20 protein-coding genes are annotated in these 18,923 nt (G+C 48.1%); 11 read left to right on the forward strand and 9 right to left on the reverse strand.

The genetic code is table 11. The features are described 5' to 3' along the window. The first annotated feature begins 50 nt into the window (after nucleotides 1-50). Both bepA and arsC read left to right on the forward strand, forming a co-directional pair. Entirely contained in the window at nucleotides 51-1,514 is a 1,464-nt protein-coding gene (gene bepA, locus QUF14_RS15685; protein WP_000489665.1) for a beta-barrel assembly-enhancing protease, read from the forward strand. Nucleotides 1,515-1,534: 20 nt separating this feature from the next. After that, nucleotides 1,535-1,894, forward strand: coding sequence for an arsenate reductase (glutaredoxin) (arsC, locus tag QUF14_RS15690; protein ID WP_000166449.1), 360 nt, complete (start codon nucleotides 1,535-1,537; stop codon nucleotides 1,892-1,894). Nucleotides 1,895-1,999: 105 nt separating this feature from the next. On the opposite strand, the gene QUF14_RS15695 is transcribed toward arsC, so the two are convergent. The 3 genes from QUF14_RS15695 to upp all read right to left on the reverse strand — a co-directional run bounded on the left by QUF14_RS15695 (nucleotide 2,000) and on the right by upp (nucleotide 4,797). Further along, entirely contained in the window at nucleotides 2,000-2,701 is a 702-nt protein-coding gene (locus tag QUF14_RS15695; protein ID WP_001307333.1) for a DnaA inactivator Hda, read from the reverse strand. A 94-nt stretch (nucleotides 2,702-2,795) separates the two neighbouring features. After that, entirely contained in the window at nucleotides 2,796-4,085 is a 1,290-nt protein-coding gene (uraA, locus tag QUF14_RS15700) for a uracil permease (protein WP_000198328.1), read from the reverse strand. 85 nt (nucleotides 4,086-4,170) lie between these two features. Further along, nucleotides 4,171-4,797 (reverse strand): uracil phosphoribosyltransferase, encoded by a 627-nt coding sequence (gene upp, locus QUF14_RS15705; protein WP_001295473.1) that lies wholly within the window; start codon nucleotides 4,795-4,797, stop codon nucleotides 4,171-4,173. A gap of 96 nt (nucleotides 4,798-4,893) precedes the next feature. Here upp and QUF14_RS15710 point away from each other — a divergent pair, with 96 nt between their 5' ends. The 5 genes from QUF14_RS15710 to ppx all read left to right on the forward strand — a co-directional run bounded on the left by QUF14_RS15710 (nucleotide 4,894) and on the right by ppx (nucleotide 10,581). Next, on the forward strand, nucleotides 4,894-5,103 hold the full coding sequence (locus tag QUF14_RS15710; protein WP_286333061.1) for a hypothetical protein: 210 nt from the start codon (nucleotides 4,894-4,896) through the stop codon (nucleotides 5,101-5,103). Between the two features lie 18 nt (nucleotides 5,104-5,121). Beyond that, a complete protein-coding gene (gene purM / locus QUF14_RS15715) occupies nucleotides 5,122-6,159 on the forward strand; it encodes a phosphoribosylformylglycinamidine cyclo-ligase (RefSeq protein WP_001353041.1) in 1,038 nt (345 codons plus the stop codon). Next, complete coding sequence (gene purN / locus QUF14_RS15720) at nucleotides 6,159-6,797, forward strand: phosphoribosylglycinamide formyltransferase (RefSeq protein WP_001028613.1); 639 nt, start codon at nucleotides 6,159-6,161, stop codon at nucleotides 6,795-6,797. Before purM ends, purN begins: the two co-directional genes overlap by 1 nt. Nucleotides 6,798-6,968: 171 nt before the next feature. Beyond that, on the forward strand, nucleotides 6,969-9,035 hold the full coding sequence (gene ppk1, locus QUF14_RS15725) for a polyphosphate kinase 1 (protein ID WP_000529576.1): 2,067 nt from the start codon (nucleotides 6,969-6,971) through the stop codon (nucleotides 9,033-9,035). 4 nt (nucleotides 9,036-9,039) lie between these two features. Continuing rightward, entirely contained in the window at nucleotides 9,040-10,581 is a 1,542-nt protein-coding gene (gene ppx, locus QUF14_RS15730; protein WP_001121344.1) for an exopolyphosphatase, read from the forward strand. 38 nt (nucleotides 10,582-10,619) lie between these two features. Here the strand turns inward: ppx and pdeF are convergent, their stop codons facing one another. Together pdeF and QUF14_RS15740 are read right to left on the reverse strand one after the other, a co-directional pair. Then, nucleotides 10,620-12,863, reverse strand: coding sequence for a cyclic-guanylate-specific phosphodiesterase PdeF (gene pdeF / locus QUF14_RS15735; RefSeq protein ID WP_100733744.1), 2,244 nt, complete (start codon nucleotides 12,861-12,863; stop codon nucleotides 10,620-10,622). Nucleotides 12,864-13,044: 181 nt separating this feature from the next. Then, entirely contained in the window at nucleotides 13,045-13,197 is a 153-nt protein-coding gene (locus QUF14_RS15740) for a hypothetical protein (RefSeq protein WP_000017552.1), read from the reverse strand. A 17-nt stretch (nucleotides 13,198-13,214) separates the two neighbouring features. Between QUF14_RS15740 and QUF14_RS15745 the strand changes: the two genes are divergently transcribed. The 3 genes from QUF14_RS15745 to QUF14_RS15755 all read left to right on the forward strand — a co-directional run bounded on the left by QUF14_RS15745 (nucleotide 13,215) and on the right by QUF14_RS15755 (nucleotide 14,790). Continuing rightward, nucleotides 13,215-13,406 carry a YfgG family protein gene (locus QUF14_RS15745; RefSeq protein ID WP_000076001.1) on the forward strand — a complete coding sequence of 64 codons (192 nt, stop codon included), beginning with the start codon at nucleotides 13,215-13,217 and terminating at the stop codon, nucleotides 13,404-13,406. A gap of 310 nt (nucleotides 13,407-13,716) precedes the next feature. Further along, a complete protein-coding gene (locus QUF14_RS15750; RefSeq protein ID WP_001295476.1) occupies nucleotides 13,717-14,235 on the forward strand; it encodes an outer membrane lipoprotein in 519 nt (172 codons plus the stop codon). Between the two features lie 15 nt (nucleotides 14,236-14,250). Continuing rightward, entirely contained in the window at nucleotides 14,251-14,790 is a 540-nt protein-coding gene (locus QUF14_RS15755) for a DUF5384 family protein (RefSeq protein WP_000755178.1), read from the forward strand. 217 nt (nucleotides 14,791-15,007) lie between these two features. Here the strand turns inward: QUF14_RS15755 and QUF14_RS15760 are convergent, their stop codons facing one another. Genes QUF14_RS15760 through QUF14_RS15775 form a run of 4 tightly spaced genes read right to left on the reverse strand, consistent with a single transcriptional unit; the run spans nucleotide 15,008 to nucleotide 16,805 of the window. Next, nucleotides 15,008-15,490 (reverse strand): DUF2514 domain-containing protein, encoded by a 483-nt coding sequence (locus tag QUF14_RS15760; RefSeq protein WP_064236844.1) that lies wholly within the window; start codon nucleotides 15,488-15,490, stop codon nucleotides 15,008-15,010. Then, nucleotides 15,487-16,116, reverse strand: coding sequence for a glycoside hydrolase family 19 protein (locus QUF14_RS15765; protein ID WP_052934160.1), 630 nt, complete (start codon nucleotides 16,114-16,116; stop codon nucleotides 15,487-15,489). Before QUF14_RS15765 ends, QUF14_RS15760 begins: the two co-directional genes overlap by 4 nt. Beyond that, a complete protein-coding gene (locus QUF14_RS15770) occupies nucleotides 16,106-16,414 on the reverse strand; it encodes a phage holin family protein (protein WP_001546697.1) in 309 nt (102 codons plus the stop codon). The genes QUF14_RS15765 and QUF14_RS15770 overlap by 11 nt, the downstream gene beginning before the upstream one ends. Continuing rightward, complete coding sequence (locus QUF14_RS15775; protein WP_001546698.1) at nucleotides 16,401-16,805, reverse strand: putative holin; 405 nt, start codon at nucleotides 16,803-16,805, stop codon at nucleotides 16,401-16,403. The genes QUF14_RS15770 and QUF14_RS15775 overlap by 14 nt, the downstream gene beginning before the upstream one ends. Nucleotides 16,806-16,959: 154 nt before the next feature. Between QUF14_RS15775 and QUF14_RS15780 the strand changes: the two genes are divergently transcribed. Further along, the gene (locus tag QUF14_RS15780; RefSeq protein WP_001617180.1) at nucleotides 16,960-18,900 is read left to right on the forward strand and encodes an acyltransferase family protein; all 1,941 of its coding nucleotides are present in this window, start codon (nucleotides 16,960-16,962) and stop codon (nucleotides 18,898-18,900) included. Nucleotides 18,901-18,923: the final 23 nt, after the last annotated feature.

Consider the following 18,923-nt stretch of genomic DNA (forward strand, 5'->3'; position numbering starts at 1 on the left):
TTTCACAGTATCGGTCAAATGACTATCTCCAGAAACACAGGACAGAGGTTATGTTCAGGCAGTTGAAAAAAAACCTGGTTGCTACCCTCATTGCTGCTATGACTATCGGTCAGGTAGCCCCGGCGTTTGCCGATAGCGCAGACACCTTGCCGGATATGGGAACCTCCGCAGGAAGCACGCTTTCCATTGGTCAGGAAATGCAGATGGGCGACTATTATGTCCGCCAATTACGCGGCAGTGCGCCGTTAATTAATGACCCGTTGTTAACGCAGTACATTAATTCGCTGGGGATGCGTCTGGTTTCGCATGCCAATTCGGTTAAGACGCCGTTCCATTTCTTTTTGATCAATAACGACGAAATTAACGCCTTTGCTTTCTTTGGCGGCAACGTGGTGTTGCACTCTGCCCTGTTCCGTTATTCCGATAACGAAAGTCAACTGGCTTCAGTTATGGCGCACGAAATCTCCCACGTCACCCAACGTCACCTGGCGCGAGCGATGGAAGATCAACAGCGCAGCGCACCGCTTACCTGGGTCGGCGCGTTAGGTTCTATTTTACTGGCGATGGCCAGTCCGCAGGCGGGGATGGCAGCGCTGACCGGTACACTGGCGGGAACGCGCCAGGGGATGATCAGCTTCACCCAGCAAAATGAACAGGAAGCGGATCGCATTGGTATTCAGGTGCTGCAACGCTCAGGATTCGATCCGCAGGCGATGCCGACCTTCCTCGAAAAATTGCTCGATCAGGCGCGTTACTCCTCGCGTCCGCCGGAAATTTTATTGACTCACCCATTGCCGGAAAGTCGTCTGGCAGATGCCCGCAACCGTGCTAATCAGATGCGCCCGATGGTGGTGCAGTCGTCGGAGGATTTCTATCTGGCGAAAGCGCGCACACTGGGGATGTATAATTCCGGACGTAATCAGCTCACCAGTGATTTGCTGGATGAATGGGCGAAAGGAAACGTTCGTCAGCAACGAGCGGCGCAATATGGTCGTGCTTTACAGGCGATGGAAGCCAATAAATACGACGAAGCGCGTAAAACGCTGCAACCGTTACTGGCGGCAGAACCTGGCAACGCATGGTATCTCGATCTGGCTACCGATATCGATCTTGGGCAAAACAAAGCCAATGACGCTATCAATCGCCTGAAAAATGCCCGCGATTTGCGCACCAATCCGGTGTTGCAGCTCAACCTGGCGAACGCTTATCTGCAAGGGGGGCAACCACAGGAAGCGGCCAATATTCTGAATCGCTACACTTTTAACAATAAAGATGACAGCAACGGCTGGGATTTACTGGCACAGGCGGAAGCCGCACTAAATAACCGCGATCAGGAACTGGCTGCGCGAGCAGAAGGTTATGCGCTCGCCGGGCGACTCGATCAGGCCATTTCCTTGTTGAGTAGCGCCAGTTCTCAGGTGAAATTAGGCAGCCTGCAACAAGCGCGTTACGATGCGCGCATCGACCAGTTGCGCCAGCTGCAAGAACGCTTTAAGCCTTATACCAAGATGTAATTCGCATTAAAGGAAGAACAATGACCAAACAGGTAAAAATCTACCATAACCCACGCTGTTCAAAGAGCCGGGAAACGCTGAACCTGCTGAAAGAAAACGGCGTGGAGCCAGAAGTGGTGCTCTACCTTGAGACACCCGCCGATGCGGCAACGCTGCGCGATTTGCTGAAAATGCTGGGAATGAATAGCGCTCGTGAATTGATGCGCCAGAAAGAGGATCTTTATAAAGAACTGAACCTGGCTGACAGTTCGCTTAGCGAAGAGGCGCTGATTCAGGCAATGGTGGATAATCCGAAGCTAATGGAGCGCCCGATTGTGGTCGCGAATGGCAAAGCGCGAATTGGTCGTCCACCGGAGCAGGTGCTGGAAATCGTGGGTTAATATGCGCCCTTTCGCGAGTTAAATCACGTTGCCGGATGCGACGCTTGCCGCGTCTTATCCGGCCGACGAATACTATGGGTGCGCATCCGACAATAAACGTCTTGTCTACAGTTTCAGAATCTCTTTCACAAACGGAATGGTCAGCTTACGTTGCGCGGTAATCGACGCACGATCCAACTGATCCAACGTCATAAATAACGTGCGCATCTCTCTGTCGAGCCGCTTCAGCAAGAAACGCCCCACATCTTCCGGCAGTTCAAAACCACGCAAACGCGCGCGTAACTGTAGCGCCTGCAACTTATCTTCATCAGAAAGAGGCTGCAATTTGTAGATCTGCCCCCAGTCGAGTCGCGACGCGAGATCCGGTAATCCCAGATTCAACTGCCGCGGTGGACGATCGCCGGTGATTAACAACCGTGTTTTACCCGATTCCAGAATTCGATTGTAGAGATCGAAAATCGCCATCTCCCACAACTCATCGCCTGCAATACACTCAATGTTGTCGATACAGACCAGCGACAAATGCTCCATACCGTCGAGCACTTCCGGAACAAACCAGGTGCGTTTATCCAGCGGGACATAGCCCACCGCATCGCCACGCTGCGACAATTCCGCGCAAGCCGCGTGCAGCAGATGGCTGCGCCCCGCGCCTTCGCGTGCCCAGAGATAGATGTAACCGCTATGTTCCTGACGCAGCACGTTTTGCAGCGCGGCCAGTAAAGAGGAGTTATCCCCCGGCCAGAAACTTGCAAAGGTTTCGTCGTCAGGAAGATAAAGTGGCAAAGAGAGCTGTGCCGGTGTGTTCAGAGATACCTCAACCAGGATTTCACAAAATCGCGAGAAGTTTACCACAGAATCCCATGATGTTTGAACCGGGCAGCAACACTGCCCGGTCGGTACATTATTTGTCTGTTATATCCGCGTCTTCTGCGTCCAGCACCACTTCTTCAGGGCGCAGCACACTAATCAGTTTGAAGATCAAACTTAAGCCGATACCGACGATGGTCGCCAGCGCCATACCTTTCAGCTCCGCCGCGCCAATGTTTACCTTGGCACCACTGACACCGATGATCAAAATCACGGAAGTCAGGATCAGGTTCTGTGCTTTGTTGTAATCCACTTTCGATTCGATCAAAACACGAATACCGGAAGCACCGATAACACCATAAAGCAGCAGCGAAACGCCGCCCATCACCGGCAATGGGATCATCTGGATAGCAGCAGCCAGTTTACCGACGCAGGAAAGCAGGATAGCGAAAATCGCCGCCCCGCCGATAACCCAGGTACTGTAAACACGGGTGATCGCCATCACGCCAATGTTTTCCCCGTAGGTAGTATTTGGCGTGGAGCCAAAGAAGCCGGAGATCACGGTCGACAAGCCGTTAGCAAACATCGAACGGTGCAGACCTGGATCGCGCAGCAGATCTTTTTTGACGATATTAGCCGTTACTACCAGGTGCCCTACGTGTTCGGCAATAACCACTAACGCCGCTGGCAGAATAGTCAGAATGGCAAACCACTCGAAGCGCGGCGTATAGAGAGTTGGCAGCGCAAACCAGTGGGCGTTAATAATCGGCGTGGTATCGACAATCCCCATTGCGAAAGAGAGCGCATACCCTACCAGCACACCAATTAAAATCGGGATAATTGCCAGGAAACCACGAAACAGCACGGAACCTAAAACCGTGACTGCCAGCGTGGTAATGGAGATGATGATGGTTTTGGAGTCTGGCGTTTGCCCTTCAGCCGGGAGTAAACCTGCCATACCGGCAGCTACGCCCGCCAACTCCAGACCGATGACGGCAACGATTGCGCCCATTGCCGCAGGTGGAAACAGCACGTCCAGCCAGCCGGTCCCCGCTTTCTTCACGATAAAAGAAACCAGGCAGAACAGCACGCCGCACATAATAAAGCCGCCCAGCGCGACTTCATACCCTAACGGCAACAGTAACAATACCGGTGAAATAAAGGCAAAGCTGGAACCAAGATAAGCCGGGATTTTCCCTTTACAGATGAAGAGATACAGCAGCGTTCCTATACCGTTAAATAACAGTACAGTCGCTGGGTTAATATGAAATAAGACGGGCACCAGGACGGTTGCACCAAACATGGCGAACAAATGTTGCAAACTAAGCGGGATTGTCTGTAAAAGTGGCGGTCTTTCACTCACCCCGATAGCACGGCGCGTCATAGTATTATCCTCTGTATTATGTGTTATAGGCGCTTTACTCAAAAAAAAGCCGACTCTTAAAGTCGGCTTTAATTATTTTTATTCTTTATTTCGTACCAAAGATTTTGTCACCGGCATCGCCGAGGCCCGGAATAATGTATCCGTGCTCGTTCAGTCCCTGGTCAATCGATGCAGTATACAGTTCGACGTCCGGGTGCGCTTTTTCCAGCGCTGCGATACCTTCTGGCGCAGCTACCAGCACCAGAACTTTGATGCTGCTGCAGCCCGCTTTTTTCAGCAGGTCGATGGTCGCGATAACGGAACCACCGGTTGCCAGCATTGGGTCAACGATCAGCGCCATACGCTCATCGATGTTAGAAACCAGTTTCTGGAAGTACGGTACCGGCTCCAGCGTTTCTTCATTACGGTACATACCGACGACGCTGATGCGCGCGCTCGGAACGTTTTCCAGCACACCGTCCATCATCCCCAGACCCGCACGCAGAATTGGCACAACGGTAATTTTCTTACCTTTGATCTGGTCGATTTCTACCGGGCCGTTCCAGCCTTCGATAGTTACTTTTTCCGTTTCGAGGTCGGCGGTCGCTTCGTAAGTCAGCAGGCTACCCACTTCGGAAGCGAGTTCGCGAAAGCGCTTGGTGCTGATATCTTGCTCACGCATCAGTCCCAGCTTGTGTTTGACGAGTGGGTGTTTGACTTCCACGATCTTCATACTCTTTCTCCTTTGAGGGGCAGCCACAAAAAAAATCGACGGATTATACCTCCTTTCTTCAAGGCGGCAATATTATTTTCGTTGACTTTAGTCAAAATGATAACGGTTTTAGATAAAGTTACTTTATATTCATGTCGTTATGAAAGAATATTATTCCATCCAAAAACTCTCCTTTGCCACGGTGCAGCTATTCTTTCGCCGCGCGTTTGGGAAAATGAAGTGCAAAAAGGTTGTGTAAAGCAGTCTCGCAAACGTTTGCTTTCCCTGTTAGAATTGCGCCGAATTTTATTTTTCTACCGCAAGTAACGCGTGGGGACCCAAGCAGTGACCGATAAAACCTCTCTTAGCTACAAAGATGCCGGTGTTGATATTGACGCGGGTAATGCTCTGGTTGGAAGAATCAAAGGCGTAGTGAAGAAAACGCGTCGTCCGGAAGTGATGGGCGGTCTGGGCGGCTTCGGTGCGCTGTGTGCATTGCCGCAAAAATATCGTGAACCCGTGCTGGTTTCCGGCACTGATGGCGTTGGCACCAAGCTGCGTCTGGCGATGGACTTAAAACGTCACGACACCATTGGTATCGATCTGGTCGCCATGTGTGTTAACGATCTGGTAGTACAAGGCGCGGAACCGCTGTTTTTCCTCGACTATTACGCAACCGGAAAACTGGATGTTGATACCGCTTCAGCGGTGATCAGCGGCATCGCCGAAGGTTGTCTGCAATCGGGCTGTTCGCTTGTGGGTGGCGAAACGGCAGAAATGCCGGGGATGTATCACGGTGAAGATTACGATGTCGCCGGATTCTGCGTCGGGGTAGTAGAAAAATCAGAAATCATTGACGGTTCTAAAGTCAGCGACGGCGATGTACTGATTGCACTCGGCTCCAGCGGCCCGCATTCAAATGGTTACTCGCTGGTGCGCAAAATTCTCGAAGTCAGCGGTTGCGATCCGCAAACTACAGAACTCGACGGTAAACCGTTAGCCGATCATCTACTGGCACCGACCCGCATTTATGTGAAGTCCGTGCTGGAGTTGATTGAAAACGTTGATGTGCATGCTATTGCGCACCTGACCGGTGGCGGCTTCTGGGAAAACATTCCGCGCGTATTGCCAGATAATACCCAGGCAGTGATTGATGAATCTTCCTGGCAGTGGCCGGAAGTGTTCAACTGGCTGCAAACGGCAGGTAACGTTGAGCGCCATGAAATGTATCGCACCTTCAACTGCGGCGTCGGGATGATTATTGCCCTGCCTGCTCCGGAAGTGGACAAAGCCCTCGCCCTGCTCAATGCCAACGGTGAAAACGCGTGGAAAATCGGTATCATCAAAGCTTCTGATTCCGAACAACGCGTGGTTATCGAATAATGAATATTGTGGTGCTTATTTCCGGCAACGGAAGTAATTTGCAGGCAATAATTGACGCCTGCAAAACCAATAAAATTAAAGGCACCGTACGGGCAGTTTTCAGCAATAAGGCCGACGCGTTCGGCCTTGAACGCGCCCGCCAGGCGGGTATTGCTACCCATACGCTCATCGCCAGCGCGTTTGACAGTCGTGAAGCCTATGACCGGGAGTTGATTCATGAAATCGACATGTACGCACCCGATGTGGTCGTGCTGGCTGGTTTTATGCGCATTCTCAGCCCGGCGTTTGTCTCCCACTATGCCGGGCGTTTGCTGAATATTCACCCTTCTCTGCTGCCGAAATATCCCGGATTACACACCCATCGTCAGGCGCTGGAAAATGGCGATGAAGAGCACGGTACATCGGTGCATTTCGTCACCGATGAACTGGACGGTGGCCCGGTTATTTTACAGGCGAAAGTCCCGGTATTTGCTGGTGATACGGAGGATGACATCACCGCCCGCGTGCAAACCCAGGAACACGCTATTTATCCACTGGTGATTAGCTGGTTTGCCGATGGTCGTCTGAAAATGCACGAAAACGCCGCGTGGCTGGATGGTCAACATCTGCCGCCGCAGGGCTACGCTGCCGACGAGTAATGCCCCCGTAGTTAAAGCGCCAGCTCTGCCGCTGGCGTTTTTCAATTCACCTGTAAATCGCAAGCTCCAGCAGTTTTTTTCCCCCTTTTCTGGCATAGTTGGACATCTGCCAATATTGCTCGCCATAATATCCAGGCAGTGTCCCGTGAATAAAACGGAGTAAAAGTGGTAATGGGTCAGGAAAAGCTATACATCGAAAAAGAGCTCAGTTGGTTATCGTTCAATGAACGCGTGCTTCAGGAAGCGGCGGACAAATCTAACCCGCTGATTGAAAGGATGCGTTTCCTGGGGATCTATTCCAATAACCTTGATGAGTTCTATAAAGTCCGCTTCGCTGAACTGAAGCGACGCATCATTATTAGCGAAGAACAAGGTTCCAACTCTCATTCCCGCCATTTACTGGGCAAAATTCAGTCCCGGGTGCTGAAAGCCGATCAGGAATTCGACGGCCTCTACAACGAGCTGTTGCTGGAGATGGCGCGCAACCAGATCTTCCTGATTAATGAACGCCAACTCTCCGTCAATCAACAAAACTGGCTGCGTCATTATTTTAAGCAGTATCTGCGTCAGCACATTACGCCGATTTTAATCAATCCTGACACTGACTTAGTGCAGTTCCTGAAAGATGATTACACCTATCTGGCGGTGGAAATTATCCGTGGCGATACCATCCGTTACGCGCTGCTGGAGATCCCATCAGATAAAGTGCCGCGATTTGTGAATTTACCGCCAGAAGCGCCGCGTCGACGCAAGCCGATGATTCTTCTGGATAACATTCTGCGTTACTGCCTTGATGATATTTTCAAAGGCTTCTTTGATTATGACGCGCTGAATGCCTATTCAATGAAGATGACCCGCGATGCCGAATACGATTTAGTGCATGAGATGGAAGCCAGCCTGATGGAGTTGATGTCTTCCAGTCTCAAGCAGCGTTTAACTGCTGAGCCGGTGCGTTTTGTTTATCAGCGCGATATGCCTAATGCGCTGGTTGAAGTATTACGTGAAAAACTGACTATTTCCCGCTACGACTCCATCGTCCCCGGCGGCCGTTATCACAATTTTAAAGACTTTATTAATTTCCCCAACGTCGGCAAAGCCAATCTGGTGAACAAACCACTGCCGCGTTTACGCCACATTTGGTTTGATAAAGCCCAGTTCCGCAATGGTTTTGATGCTATTCGCGAACGCGATGTGTTGCTCTATTATCCTTATCATACCTTTGAGCATGTACTGGAACTGCTGCGTCAGGCTTCGTTCGACCCGAGCGTACTGGCGATTAAAATTAACATTTACCGCGTGGCGAAAGATTCACGCATCATCGACTCGATGATCCACGCCGCACACAACGGTAAGAAAGTCACCGTGGTGGTTGAGTTACAGGCGCGTTTCGACGAAGAAGCCAACATTCACTGGGCGAAGCGCCTGACCGAAGCAGGCGTGCACGTTATCTTCTCTGCGCCGGGGCTGAAAATTCACGCCAAACTGTTCCTGATTTCACGTAAAGAAAACGGTGAAGTGGTGCGTTACGCACACATCGGGACCGGGAACTTTAACGAAAAAACCGCGCGTCTTTATACTGACTATTCGTTGCTGACCGCCGATGCGCGCATTACCAACGAAGTACGGCGGGTGTTCAACTTTATTGAAAACCCATACCGCCCGGTGACATTTGATTATTTAATGGTGTCACCACAAAACTCCCGCCGCCTGTTGTATGAAATGGTTGACCGCGAAATCGCCAACGCGCAGCAGGGGCTGCCCAGCGGTATCACCCTGAAGCTAAATAACCTTGTCGATAAAGGTCTGGTCGACCGTCTGTATGCGGCTTCCAGCTCCGGCGTGCCGGTGAATCTGCTGGTTCGTGGAATGTGTTCGCTGATCCCTAATCTGGAAGGCATTAGTGATAACATCCGTGCTATCAGTATTGTTGACCGTTACCTTGAACATGACCGGGTTTATATTTTTGAAAATGGCGGCGATAAAAAGGTTTATCTTTCTTCCGCCGACTGGATGACGCGCAATATTGATTATCGTATTGAAGTAGCGACGCCACTACTCGATCCACGCCTGAAGCAGCGAGTACTGGACATCATCGACATTTTATTCAGCGATACGGTCAAAGCGCGTTATATCGATAAAGAACTTAGTAATCGCTACGTTCCCCGCGGTAACCGCCGCAAAGTGCGGGCGCAGTTGGCGATTTACGATTACATCAAATCCCTCGAACAACCTGAATAACCCTATGCCAATACACGACAAATCCCCTCGTCCGCAGGAGTTTGCTGCGGTCGATCTTGGTTCAAACAGTTTCCACATGGTTATTGCCCGTGTGGTGGATGGCGCTATGCAGATTATTGGTCGCCTGAAACAGCGGGTCCATCTGGCAGACGGTCTGGGGCCAGATAATATGTTGAGTGAAGAGGCAATCACACGCGGATTGAACTGCCTATCGTTGTTTGCTGAACGCTTGCAGGGATTTTCGCCTGCCAGCGTTTGTATTGTTGGCACCCATACGCTGCGTCAGGCGTTGAATGCTACTGACTTTTTGAAACGCGCGGAAAAGGTCATTCCCTACCCGATTGAAATTATTTCCGGTAATGAAGAAGCCCGTCTGATTTTCATGGGCGTGGAACATACCCAGCCGGAAAAAGGTCGCAAACTGGTTATTGATATTGGCGGCGGATCTACGGAACTGGTGATTGGTGAAAATTTCGAACCGATTCTCGTTGAAAGCCGCCGGATGGGTTGTGTCAGCTTTGCCCAACTCTATTTCCCGGGCGGGGTCATCAATAAAGAGAATTTTCAGCGCGCTCGCATGGCGGCAGCACAAAAACTGGAAACTTTAACCTGGCAATTCCGTATTCAGGGCTGGAACGTGGCAATGGGCGCTTCCGGTACCATAAAAGCCGCCCATGAAGTGTTAATGGAAATGGGCGAGAAAGACGGGATAATTACCCCGGAACGTCTGGAAAAACTGGTAAAAGAAGTTTTACGTCACCGTAATTTCGCATCGCTGAGTTTACCGGGTCTTTCCGAAGAACGGAAAACAGTCTTCGTTCCTGGACTGGCGATTTTATGCGGTGTGTTTGATGCTTTAGCCATCCGTGAACTGCGCCTTTCTGACGGGGCGTTACGCGAAGGCGTATTGTATGAAATGGAAGGACGTTTCCGTCATCAGGATGTGCGTAGTCGCACCGCCAGTAGTCTCGCTAACCAGTATCACATCGACAGTGAACAGGCCCGACGGGTGCTGGATACCACTATGCAAATGTACGAACAGTGGCGGGAACAGCAACCGAAGCTGGCGCATCCGCAACTGGAGGCGCTACTGCGATGGGCCGCCATGCTGCATGAGGTCGGGTTGAATATCAACCACAGCGGTTTGCATCGCCACTCCGCTTATATTCTGCAAAACAGCGACTTGCCGGGTTTTAATCAGGAACAGCAGTTGATGATGGCGACGCTGGTGCGCTATCACCGTAAAGCGATTAAGCTCGACGATCTGCCGCGCTTTACCTTGTTTAAGAAGAAACAGTTCCTGCCACTGATTCAGCTATTGCGCCTTGGCGTATTACTCAATAATCAACGTCAGGCAACCACCACACCGCCAACATTGACGCTGATTACCGATGACAGTCACTGGACACTGCGTTTTCCGCATGACTGGTTTAGTCAGAATGCGCTGGTACTGCTTGATCTGGAAAAGGAGCAAGAATACTGGGAAGGCGTGGCTGGCTGGCGGTTGAAAATTGAAGAAGAAAGTACACCAGAAATCGCCGCTTAATGCTTTGCGGGCCGACAAGAAATGTCGGCCCGCATTATTCAGGCACTTTCGCGAATGGGTTCGATTTCATTCAGCGTATCAATTAACGGTTGCGGCTTACCAATAAGATAACCCTGCATATAATCGATCCCCAAAGAGAGCACCGCCTCGCGGATCTCTTCGTTTTCAACGTACTCTGCCACTACCAGCATTTTCTTCATTCGCGCCAGGTGGCAAATCGACGCCACTATCTGATAATCCAGACTATTTGACACAATATTGCGGATAAAACTGCCGTCAATTTTAAGCAGATCGGCATTCACATTTTTAAGCCGTGCATAGCTGGCGTAGCCGGTTCCGAAATCATCAATCGCAATCTGGCAGCCTAATTCCTGAAGATGCTGCAAGGTGATCTGCGCCTGCTTAACATTGGTCAGAGCATTACTTTCGGTGACTTCAAAAATAAGTTGCCACGCTTCAATTTGATATTTAGCCAGCAACTGACTGACTTCAAATGGAAAACGAGCCTGACATACCGAGGTTGGCGACAGATTAATAGCAAAACGGTGAGCGGGCATCTTCGCTCTGTTGTCAGCCATAAATTGCAGCGTATGCTCAATGACCCACATGTCGATACTCGACGATAAACCAAATTCGTGCGCGACCGGCAAGAAGCTGTCGGGGCTGATCAGTTCATCATTATCACCTTTCATGCGCAGAAGGATCTCATGGTAGACATCACCACGCATACCGGTAATCGGCTGGGCCATCAGGAAAAAATGGTTGTGTTCCAGCGCCTGCTGTAGCCGATTCATCATCGCGACTTTATCTTTCAATTCGCGTTGCAAATACATTGCCCCGCGACGCTGCATATTTTCCGGGGCGTTGGTCACGATGGAGAGTTCAGCAACCGTATTTAGCTCTCCCAGCAGTAAGTAGATATGATTCACTGGCGAGCGCACATAGCAGTAACTGACGCCAATCTGCGGTTGCATCGGCATTCCATCCCAAAAGAAACGAAATTGCTTGAGATGGCTATCCAGTGCGGTAATGCGCTCCTGGTGCGCTTCTGTATTCAGTCGCAGCGCGAGATCGTTACCCGAAAGCTGATAAACATCTTCACCCGGTTCCAGCAATGGTGACAGCCAGTGAGAAAGTTTTTGCTTGTATTGAATCCGTAGCATGATGCCATAGTTCTTAACCAGCATTTCCATGCCGGGGATGCGTAAATAACAAAGCGCAGACCAGGGGGCATCACGCAACGCGCGATTCAGGGCGCGAACATTTGGCAGATGAACCACCGGGTCCACATACGCAAGCCGCTGAATGCGTCTGACTACCGCTCGCTGACGGGTTGCCAGTACAGCCATATAATTGACAATAAAAGAGAATACCAGATAACTGGAGGAGGTTATGGTCAGTTGCGTGGTATAGCCAGGATAAATGGGAATGTAATTTTGATAGCTGTGGATGCTAATCATCAGCACGACCGCCCAGAGCAGCGAAATCAACTTATAACCATAGCGCATGGCTCCCCACATCATCAGGGGTAGCAATAATGACAAGGTATAATTGGTGCTGAAAATCGTGCTTTTTTCATTTAACGGCATGCATAACAGCAACAACAACGCACCTAATGCCAGTAGCCAGAGCGCGAACTCTTTTTTGGTGACTTTGACATCAACTTGCTGTTTTAATTGCGAATAATAGCTGCGTAAATAAAACGGATTTCGCACCACCCGAATGATGAAATAGCACAGCGGGACACCAATCAGATTACCTACCAGCAAGGCCTGATAATTGATTAAGGTCCCGAGGTTAAAGGGCATGACGCCGACCAGATTTTCTCTGCTCGCCAGTAATCCAACAAACGCAGCAAATTGGAAAAGTATTAGAAACAGCGTTGCAGGAAATACAATCTGCCAGAATATACGCTGGGCAATTAAACGGGTATCACCATGTGAAACGTTGTTACGCCGGGGAGTAAAGACCCTGTAACCGCCCCAACAGAGAATGATAATGATAATAAAATTAGCTGTTAATGAGAGCGTTTCGTAAATACCCAGCTCTGCATATTTGCGAACAAAAATCCCTAAGGCGATCCCTGGCAATGCCGCCCAGCTGAAAAACATCATCATGCTGATCATCAGTGCCAAAGGCAGGTAAAAGAGAAAAACCTCACCGGAAGAAATATGCGCGAAAGTATTAATATGGGCGAAAATGGGCAAGATTAAAGAAGGCAGGAACAGCGGAAGCCCCCACCATTTATCACGTATTTTTATATAGGTTGCATTCAGTTTCATAGATGCTCAGCAGAATCCCCCACATCCTGAAGGAGGTGTATTCAGACAGGCATCCCACCTGACTTCGAATGATGATTATTCATCACTATAGAGAGCATTGATTCTAAGTGTCATATGAAAGTTCCAATTGATATATATCAAACAAAATAACCCTGATTAATGAATTATTACGTTTATCATGTTAATTCATCATTATTACATCATCATTGTAAATAATTAAATTAACTTCCATAACATTAAAATATGTATCCACTGACGCTTTTTTACATAACGAAGAATTGACCATTTTGTCCTGTTGTGCCTTAATGTAAGTACCGTCCACGGCGTGGGACATACTTCAAGGAACCTTTTGTGAGTCAGGCAACCAGTATGCGAAAACGACACCGATTTAACAGTCGCATGACCCGTATCGTACTGCTCATCAGCTTTATCTTCTTCTTTGGCCGTTTTATCTACTCGTCCGTCGGTGCATGGCAGCACCATCAGAGCAAAAAAGAAGCTCAGCAATCCACACTCTCCGTCGAATCACCGGTACAACGTTAGCGGTTACCTTCTCCACTTTCACAGAACATAACGGCACCTCGCTGTCGGATGCTTTTGCTCTTTGGGATTATCAAAGCGGCAGATATTCTTTCATCTTAAATTTTACGTCTTTGTCCTGACTGATGTTTATCCTGTTTGGCTGCGAAATAAATATAAAATTAATACATATGTTTTAATGATGTATTATTATAAATTATTTTCCACATGAATTTTAATAAATTTAATCTATTCCTTTATACGCAATACATTTACTTTCCTCTTTTGATGATCTTAAATGTCTTATTTTTCGTAATGTGTATAACAAGGAATAGTGATGAAATTTAAAAAATGTCTTCTGCCTGTGGCAATGTTAGCGTCATTCACTCTGGCAGGATGCCAGTCAAATGCTGATGATCATGCCGCCGATGTTTATCAAACCGATCAACTGAATACCAAACAAGAAACTAAAACCGTTAATATTATTTCCATTCTTCCCGCAAAAGTTGCCGTAGACAACTCCCAAAATAAACGAAACGCACAAGCCTTCGGCGCGCTTATTGGTGCAGTCGCTGGCGGTGTTATCGGCCACAACGTGGGGTCTGGCAGCAATTCCGGAACGACGGCAGGTGCAGTTGGCGGCGGAGCTGTTGGCGCGGCAGCAGGTTCTATGGTGAATGATAAAACCTTAGTGGAAGGTGTTTCTCTAACGTATAAGGAAGGCACCAAAGTGTATACCTCCACCCAGGTGGGTAAAGAGTGCCAGTTTACGACAGGTTTAGCCGTTGTTATTACCACGACGTATAACGAAACGCGTATTCAGCCAAATACCAAATGTCCTGAAAAGAGCTAATAATCAGGAGGAGTCATGAAGAAAGTTTTTCTTTGCGCCATCTTAGCCTCCTTAAGCTATCCGGCTATCGCCTCATCATTGCAGGATCAACTCTCTGCTGTCGCAGAAGCGGAACAGCAAGGTAAAAATGAAGAGCAAAGGCAGCATGACGAATGGGTCGCGGAGCGCAACAGGGAAATCCAGCAAGAGAAGCAACGTCGCGCAAACGCCCAGGCCGCGGCTAATAAAAGAGCGGCAACGGCAGCGGCGAATAAGAAAGCTCGTCAGGATAAACTGGACGCCGAAGCCACTGCGGACAAGAAACGCGATCAAAGTTATGAAGATGAGCTACGCAGCTTAGAGATTCAGAAACAAAAACTGGCGCTGGCGAAAGAAGAAGCCCGCGTTAAGCGAGAAAACGAATTTATCGATCAGGAACTGAAGCACAAAGCTGCGCAAACCGATGTGGTGCAATCTGAAGCTGACGCAAACAGGAATATGACTGAAGGCGGTCGCGATCTGATGAAAAGCGTGGGCAAAGCAGAAGAGAACAAATCGGACAGCTGGTTTAACTAAGCGATGTCAGTAACTTCAATCCTATGATTCGTGAGTATAAAAACCCTCTGTAGTAACAGAGGGTTTTGCTAATTCATAGTGCAGGGATCAAATCATTCCCACTCAATTATTTACGGAAGCCATAACCAATTGAGTGATAACACTTTTCTAAAGCTAAAATTTCCTCGTACCGTTTTATATACCGTCACAGGAAATCAGTACCATGAAAAATGCCATGCTATCTGGTCAGGGTGTCATACTGTTTTTCGCAGACTCTTCCGGCTTCGGATGCCCGGTCAGCATACTCTGCCAGTTGTCTATTTCTCTCGAGAGATTTGCTGAACACGTCGGCAAGCAAAACTCCGGTGTCTGCGGCTGACGACCCAGCGCCGACAATGGCGTTATAGTGCCTGAGCTGCTCACGGATGGCAACGAGCTGTTGCTGCAACCGGCCAGCGCGAGCGGCAGCATCAAGAGCATCATTGCGCGCCTGGTCGATCCTCTGCTGCGCTTCACGTTCATTGATCGATTTCTCCTGTTCGTAGTGCTGACGAACTCTCTCATCTTCGGTTTTGCGGTCTTCTTTCGCCTGCGCATACCCGGCGTCGTACTGACGACTGCCGTGTGCATTCCAGGCGACAACTCCTGATATGACCAGAACAGCAAGCATCGCCATGATAACCAACTGTTTCCAGTATGCTTTTGCGAATGCCCAGATCATACCGCCAGCACCTTACTGGCAGTGATGTATCGCGCGCGCCGGTCATCAATGCCGTTCCGACCACCATTGATAAGCAGAGTTACACGTGCAATATCTCCGGTATACTTCATGCAGCCTTTGCTGGAGAAGAACCACGCCGCGCTACGAGCCGCGTATTCGTCCTGCGCCAGCAGTTCAGGACTCTCCAGCAGGTCAACCTTAAGACCGTTTCCACAGTCACGATAGTTATTCAAACCGGTAATCTGGATAAGTCCGCGCCCACGGTAGTTCCAGCCGTCACCATGGGCATTGTTACCCATGCGTTTGCTGTACACCAGATTTGCGATCGCACGCTGGCGCTCGAGTGGTAATGGCGGTTCACCAGCACGGCGACCCAGTGCGTTGGCTTGTCCCTGAGTGAGACGACCGGCACGAACGAAGTTAGCCAGTCCGGTAACGCTGTAGTTGAAATTTTCCTGCAACCGGATGAAGCCTCCAGACTCATGACCAACCTGAGCAATAAACATTGCCTGATCTTCTGGTTTGCTGATACCAAACTCTTTCATCGCAGAAGTTATATGCGAGAACCAGCGTGCGGCCAGCGCCTCGCTAATACCAGCAGCTCGCTGGAATTGTTTAATCTCCATGTTTAGACCTCGATATTTTGAAAATCTGAACAACGTTACCGCGTGTTTTAATAACCGCGGCAAGCATGACAGCGTTGATAATGACCTCAGATAAATCCACAGCCATTGGCGTGCGTAACCAGATTGCATAGACGACACGAACAGGGATACTGGCAGCAGCAACAATAAGGAAATAAGCAAGCCACCCTCCCCATCTTCGATGTTGAGAGCCGTTACGCCGGAATGTGACAACGCGAATTGCTATGCCAGTACAAATAACTGCATTGGTGATAAGCAAAAAAAACTCATGCGTTACCATCGTCTTTTCTCCCCGGAATTAAATCGCGTGGATTGTCTGAACGGTGGTAGAGCCATATACCAATACGCACAGCGACAATTGCTGACACGAATGCGCCAGCAGAGAAAACAATCCCTTTTTCAAAAGAGTCCTGCGTGATGGTAGGGATCAGGCTGGCTATGCCGATAAGAATTGATGCTGCTGGTTTGTAGAAAAGAAGTCCGCAGAGAAAGCTAAGCATCGATAAGAGTACGCGACGATGAATTGGGTACTCTACCGCAGAGGTAACAAAAATTACCGCACCAGCCAAAGACCCTAAAGCAACCTCAGGAGGAACTCCTGCTATAACCGCAGCAAGAGAACTCATACTAAGCCATTGATTTAAAGATTCGCTGGTTAGCTGAACTGACATAAAGACCACCGTTTAATGTGCATGAAGCCCCACTTAGTTAGTGAAATAACACACATATTAAACCATATATGAATCACATTTAAACGGATAACTCTTCACGAAATTACCCTATAGGTGATATCATTGGGTTATCCTATTCAAAACGATAGCAATTATGTCTTATTTAAAATACAGAACAGATATTGATGGGCTGCGAGCTATTGCGGTTTTGCTGGTCGTGCTGTACCACGCAAACTTTCCTATTCATGGTGGTTTTATTGGTGTAGATGTTTTTTTCGTCATATCAGGATATCTCATTACCAACATCATATATAAAGAGACTAAAAGAAATATTTTTTCATTCCTTAATTTTTACAAACGTCGAATAAAGAGATTGCTCCCAGCTTTTGCTTTTCTTCTTTTATTTTTATTTGTTTACTGCAAATTATATTTGATGCCAGATGAACTTATATCATTCTCTAAAAGTGCGGTATACGCTCTTCTTGGCATAAGCAATTTCTATTTTTTTAGTAGCACAGGTTACTTTAACTCAACCTCTTATGAACCGCTTTTACACACATGGTCGCTTTCCGTTGAAGAGCAGTTCTACATTGTATGGCCTTTCATCGTTTTCATGCTCGCTCGGAACTCAGGGACAAAAAAAGCAATAATAATATCCTCATTACTATTTATTGTATTCCTTGGTATTTCACAGTATGGAGCGGTTAATTATAAAACAGCAGCGTATCTCCTACTGCCTTTTAGGTTCTTTGAGTTGCTCTCAGGTGCCCTACTTGCTATCTATAAAGATTCAATAACAAAACATCTGCGCCACGGTTCTGTAATTTCACTGGTCGGCGTAATGCTGATTGTGTTGAGTTCATTATTTATAAATTCTAACACGCCATTTCCTGGGTTCACTGTTTTGCCTACATGTTTAGGCGCTGTAATGCTTATTGCTGCAGGTGACTCATCCAAAAACTTCATTTCTAAAGTGCTGTCTTTAACTCCAGTTGTTTATGTAGGAAGAATTTCCTACTCTCTTTATTTATGGCACTGGCCTGTACTGATTCTTGCTGAATATAGGGGGATCGATCTTACGGCCTTAAATGCGACGGCGCTCATACTTATCGCATTCATCATGGCAAGCATAAGCTATCACTTCGTTGAAAAGCCATTTAGGAAGGATTCGCTGCAATATTTCAGGACTGCATTTATAACCATCTACCTGATACCATTAATAGTATCCGCTGCCTATGCAGCGTACATTTTAAAAAATGATGGTTTTCGCGCCAAAAGTTCAGAGTTAGTATCTGAATTAGAAGAGAGAAATGCGACAAATATTATGCGCCCACAGTGTATTGATAAATTATTTATCGGTAATGTAAATGACTGTCATCTTGGCGTTAATAAAGGCGAAGTAGATGGCGTGCTTCTTGGTGACTCCTTTGGTAATGCATATGCTTACTTTATTGATGAACTTGCGAAAGATGCTGGAATATCAATAACAGATACTACATATAGCTCAACACCTGTAATATCAGGAATTTATGTGCAGGATATCAGGAATAAGATATCTGACATAGATGCTAACCTGATAATGACATATACAAAAAACAGGCTGGAGTATGCAGCAAAACAAAAGTTCGCGATAATTTCCGTTTTTTGGGATCAGTACGGGCCACAAAATAATTACTTCCGTATCTTCGATAAAAACGGTGACGTATCGGAGAATGCTTACCAGTTGCAATCTGAAGCAATAAAATATCTGTTGTCCAATGGCGTGAAAGTTTACATCATTGCAAGACCTTACCAGTCTATTGGCCCTGCTGCGATAAACAAACTGCGCCAAATTAAGCTGCGGCATGGGGATGTAACAACTGAAAAATATGAATACGGCGTAAAGAAAGATGATCGGATAGAATACAAGTTAAAGCAGGAGTTCCCTCAGATAACGCTAATCGATCCTAACGATGTACTTTGCCACAAAGGGGAATGTGATGCCATCGTGGATGGAAAGATCATTTTCAGAACTGATGGTTCACACCTGAATGCTGTTGGAGCAAAAAAAATCGGGGAAGAGTATTTGAAAAACTACGCAAACCCATTTCGATAAGGAGTGCGCCTCGCGGCGCACAT

The organism is Escherichia sp. HH091_1A (assembly GCF_030295175.1).
Lineage (GTDB): Bacteria > Pseudomonadota > Gammaproteobacteria > Enterobacterales > Enterobacteriaceae > Escherichia > Escherichia coli_F.

What these genes read in the sequence shown, in the direction of transcription:
- QUF14_RS15780 (WP_001617180.1), top strand. Translation starts at nt 16,960, where the DNA reads ATGTCTTATTTAAAATACAGAACAGATATTGATGGGCTGCGAGCTATT.
- QUF14_RS15755 (WP_000755178.1), top strand. Translation starts at nt 14,251, where the DNA reads ATGAAGAAAGTTTTTCTTTGCGCCATCTTAGCCTCCTTAAGCTATCCG.
- ppk1 (WP_000529576.1), top strand. Translation starts at nt 6,969, where the DNA reads ATGGGTCAGGAAAAGCTATACATCGAAAAAGAGCTCAGTTGGTTATCG.
- pdeF (WP_100733744.1), bottom strand. Translation starts at nt 12,863, where the DNA reads ATGAAACTGAATGCAACCTATATAAAAATACGTGATAAATGGTGGGGG.
- QUF14_RS15775 (WP_001546698.1), bottom strand. Translation starts at nt 16,805, where the DNA reads ATGTCAGTTCAGCTAACCAGCGAATCTTTAAATCAATGGCTTAGTATG.
- QUF14_RS15710 (WP_286333061.1), top strand. Translation starts at nt 4,894, where the DNA reads ATGATAACGGTTTTAGATAAAGTTACTTTATATTCATGTCGTTATGAA.
- purN (WP_001028613.1), top strand. Translation starts at nt 6,159, where the DNA reads ATGAATATTGTGGTGCTTATTTCCGGCAACGGAAGTAATTTGCAGGCA.
- uraA (WP_000198328.1), bottom strand. Translation starts at nt 4,085, where the DNA reads ATGACGCGCCGTGCTATCGGGGTGAGTGAAAGACCGCCACTTTTACAG.
- QUF14_RS15760 (WP_064236844.1), bottom strand. Translation starts at nt 15,490, where the DNA reads ATGATCTGGGCATTCGCAAAAGCATACTGGAAACAGTTGGTTATCATG.
- upp (WP_001295473.1), bottom strand. Translation starts at nt 4,797, where the DNA reads ATGAAGATCGTGGAAGTCAAACACCCACTCGTCAAACACAAGCTGGGA.
- QUF14_RS15765 (WP_052934160.1), bottom strand. Translation starts at nt 16,116, where the DNA reads ATGGAGATTAAACAATTCCAGCGAGCTGCTGGTATTAGCGAGGCGCTG.
- QUF14_RS15770 (WP_001546697.1), bottom strand. Translation starts at nt 16,414, where the DNA reads ATGGTAACGCATGAGTTTTTTTTGCTTATCACCAATGCAGTTATTTGT.
- arsC (WP_000166449.1), top strand. Translation starts at nt 1,535, where the DNA reads ATGACCAAACAGGTAAAAATCTACCATAACCCACGCTGTTCAAAGAGC.
- ppx (WP_001121344.1), top strand. Translation starts at nt 9,040, where the DNA reads ATGCCAATACACGACAAATCCCCTCGTCCGCAGGAGTTTGCTGCGGTC.
- bepA (WP_000489665.1), top strand. Translation starts at nt 51, where the DNA reads ATGTTCAGGCAGTTGAAAAAAAACCTGGTTGCTACCCTCATTGCTGCT.
- QUF14_RS15740 (WP_000017552.1), bottom strand. Translation starts at nt 13,197, where the DNA reads ATGTCCCACGCCGTGGACGGTACTTACATTAAGGCACAACAGGACAAA.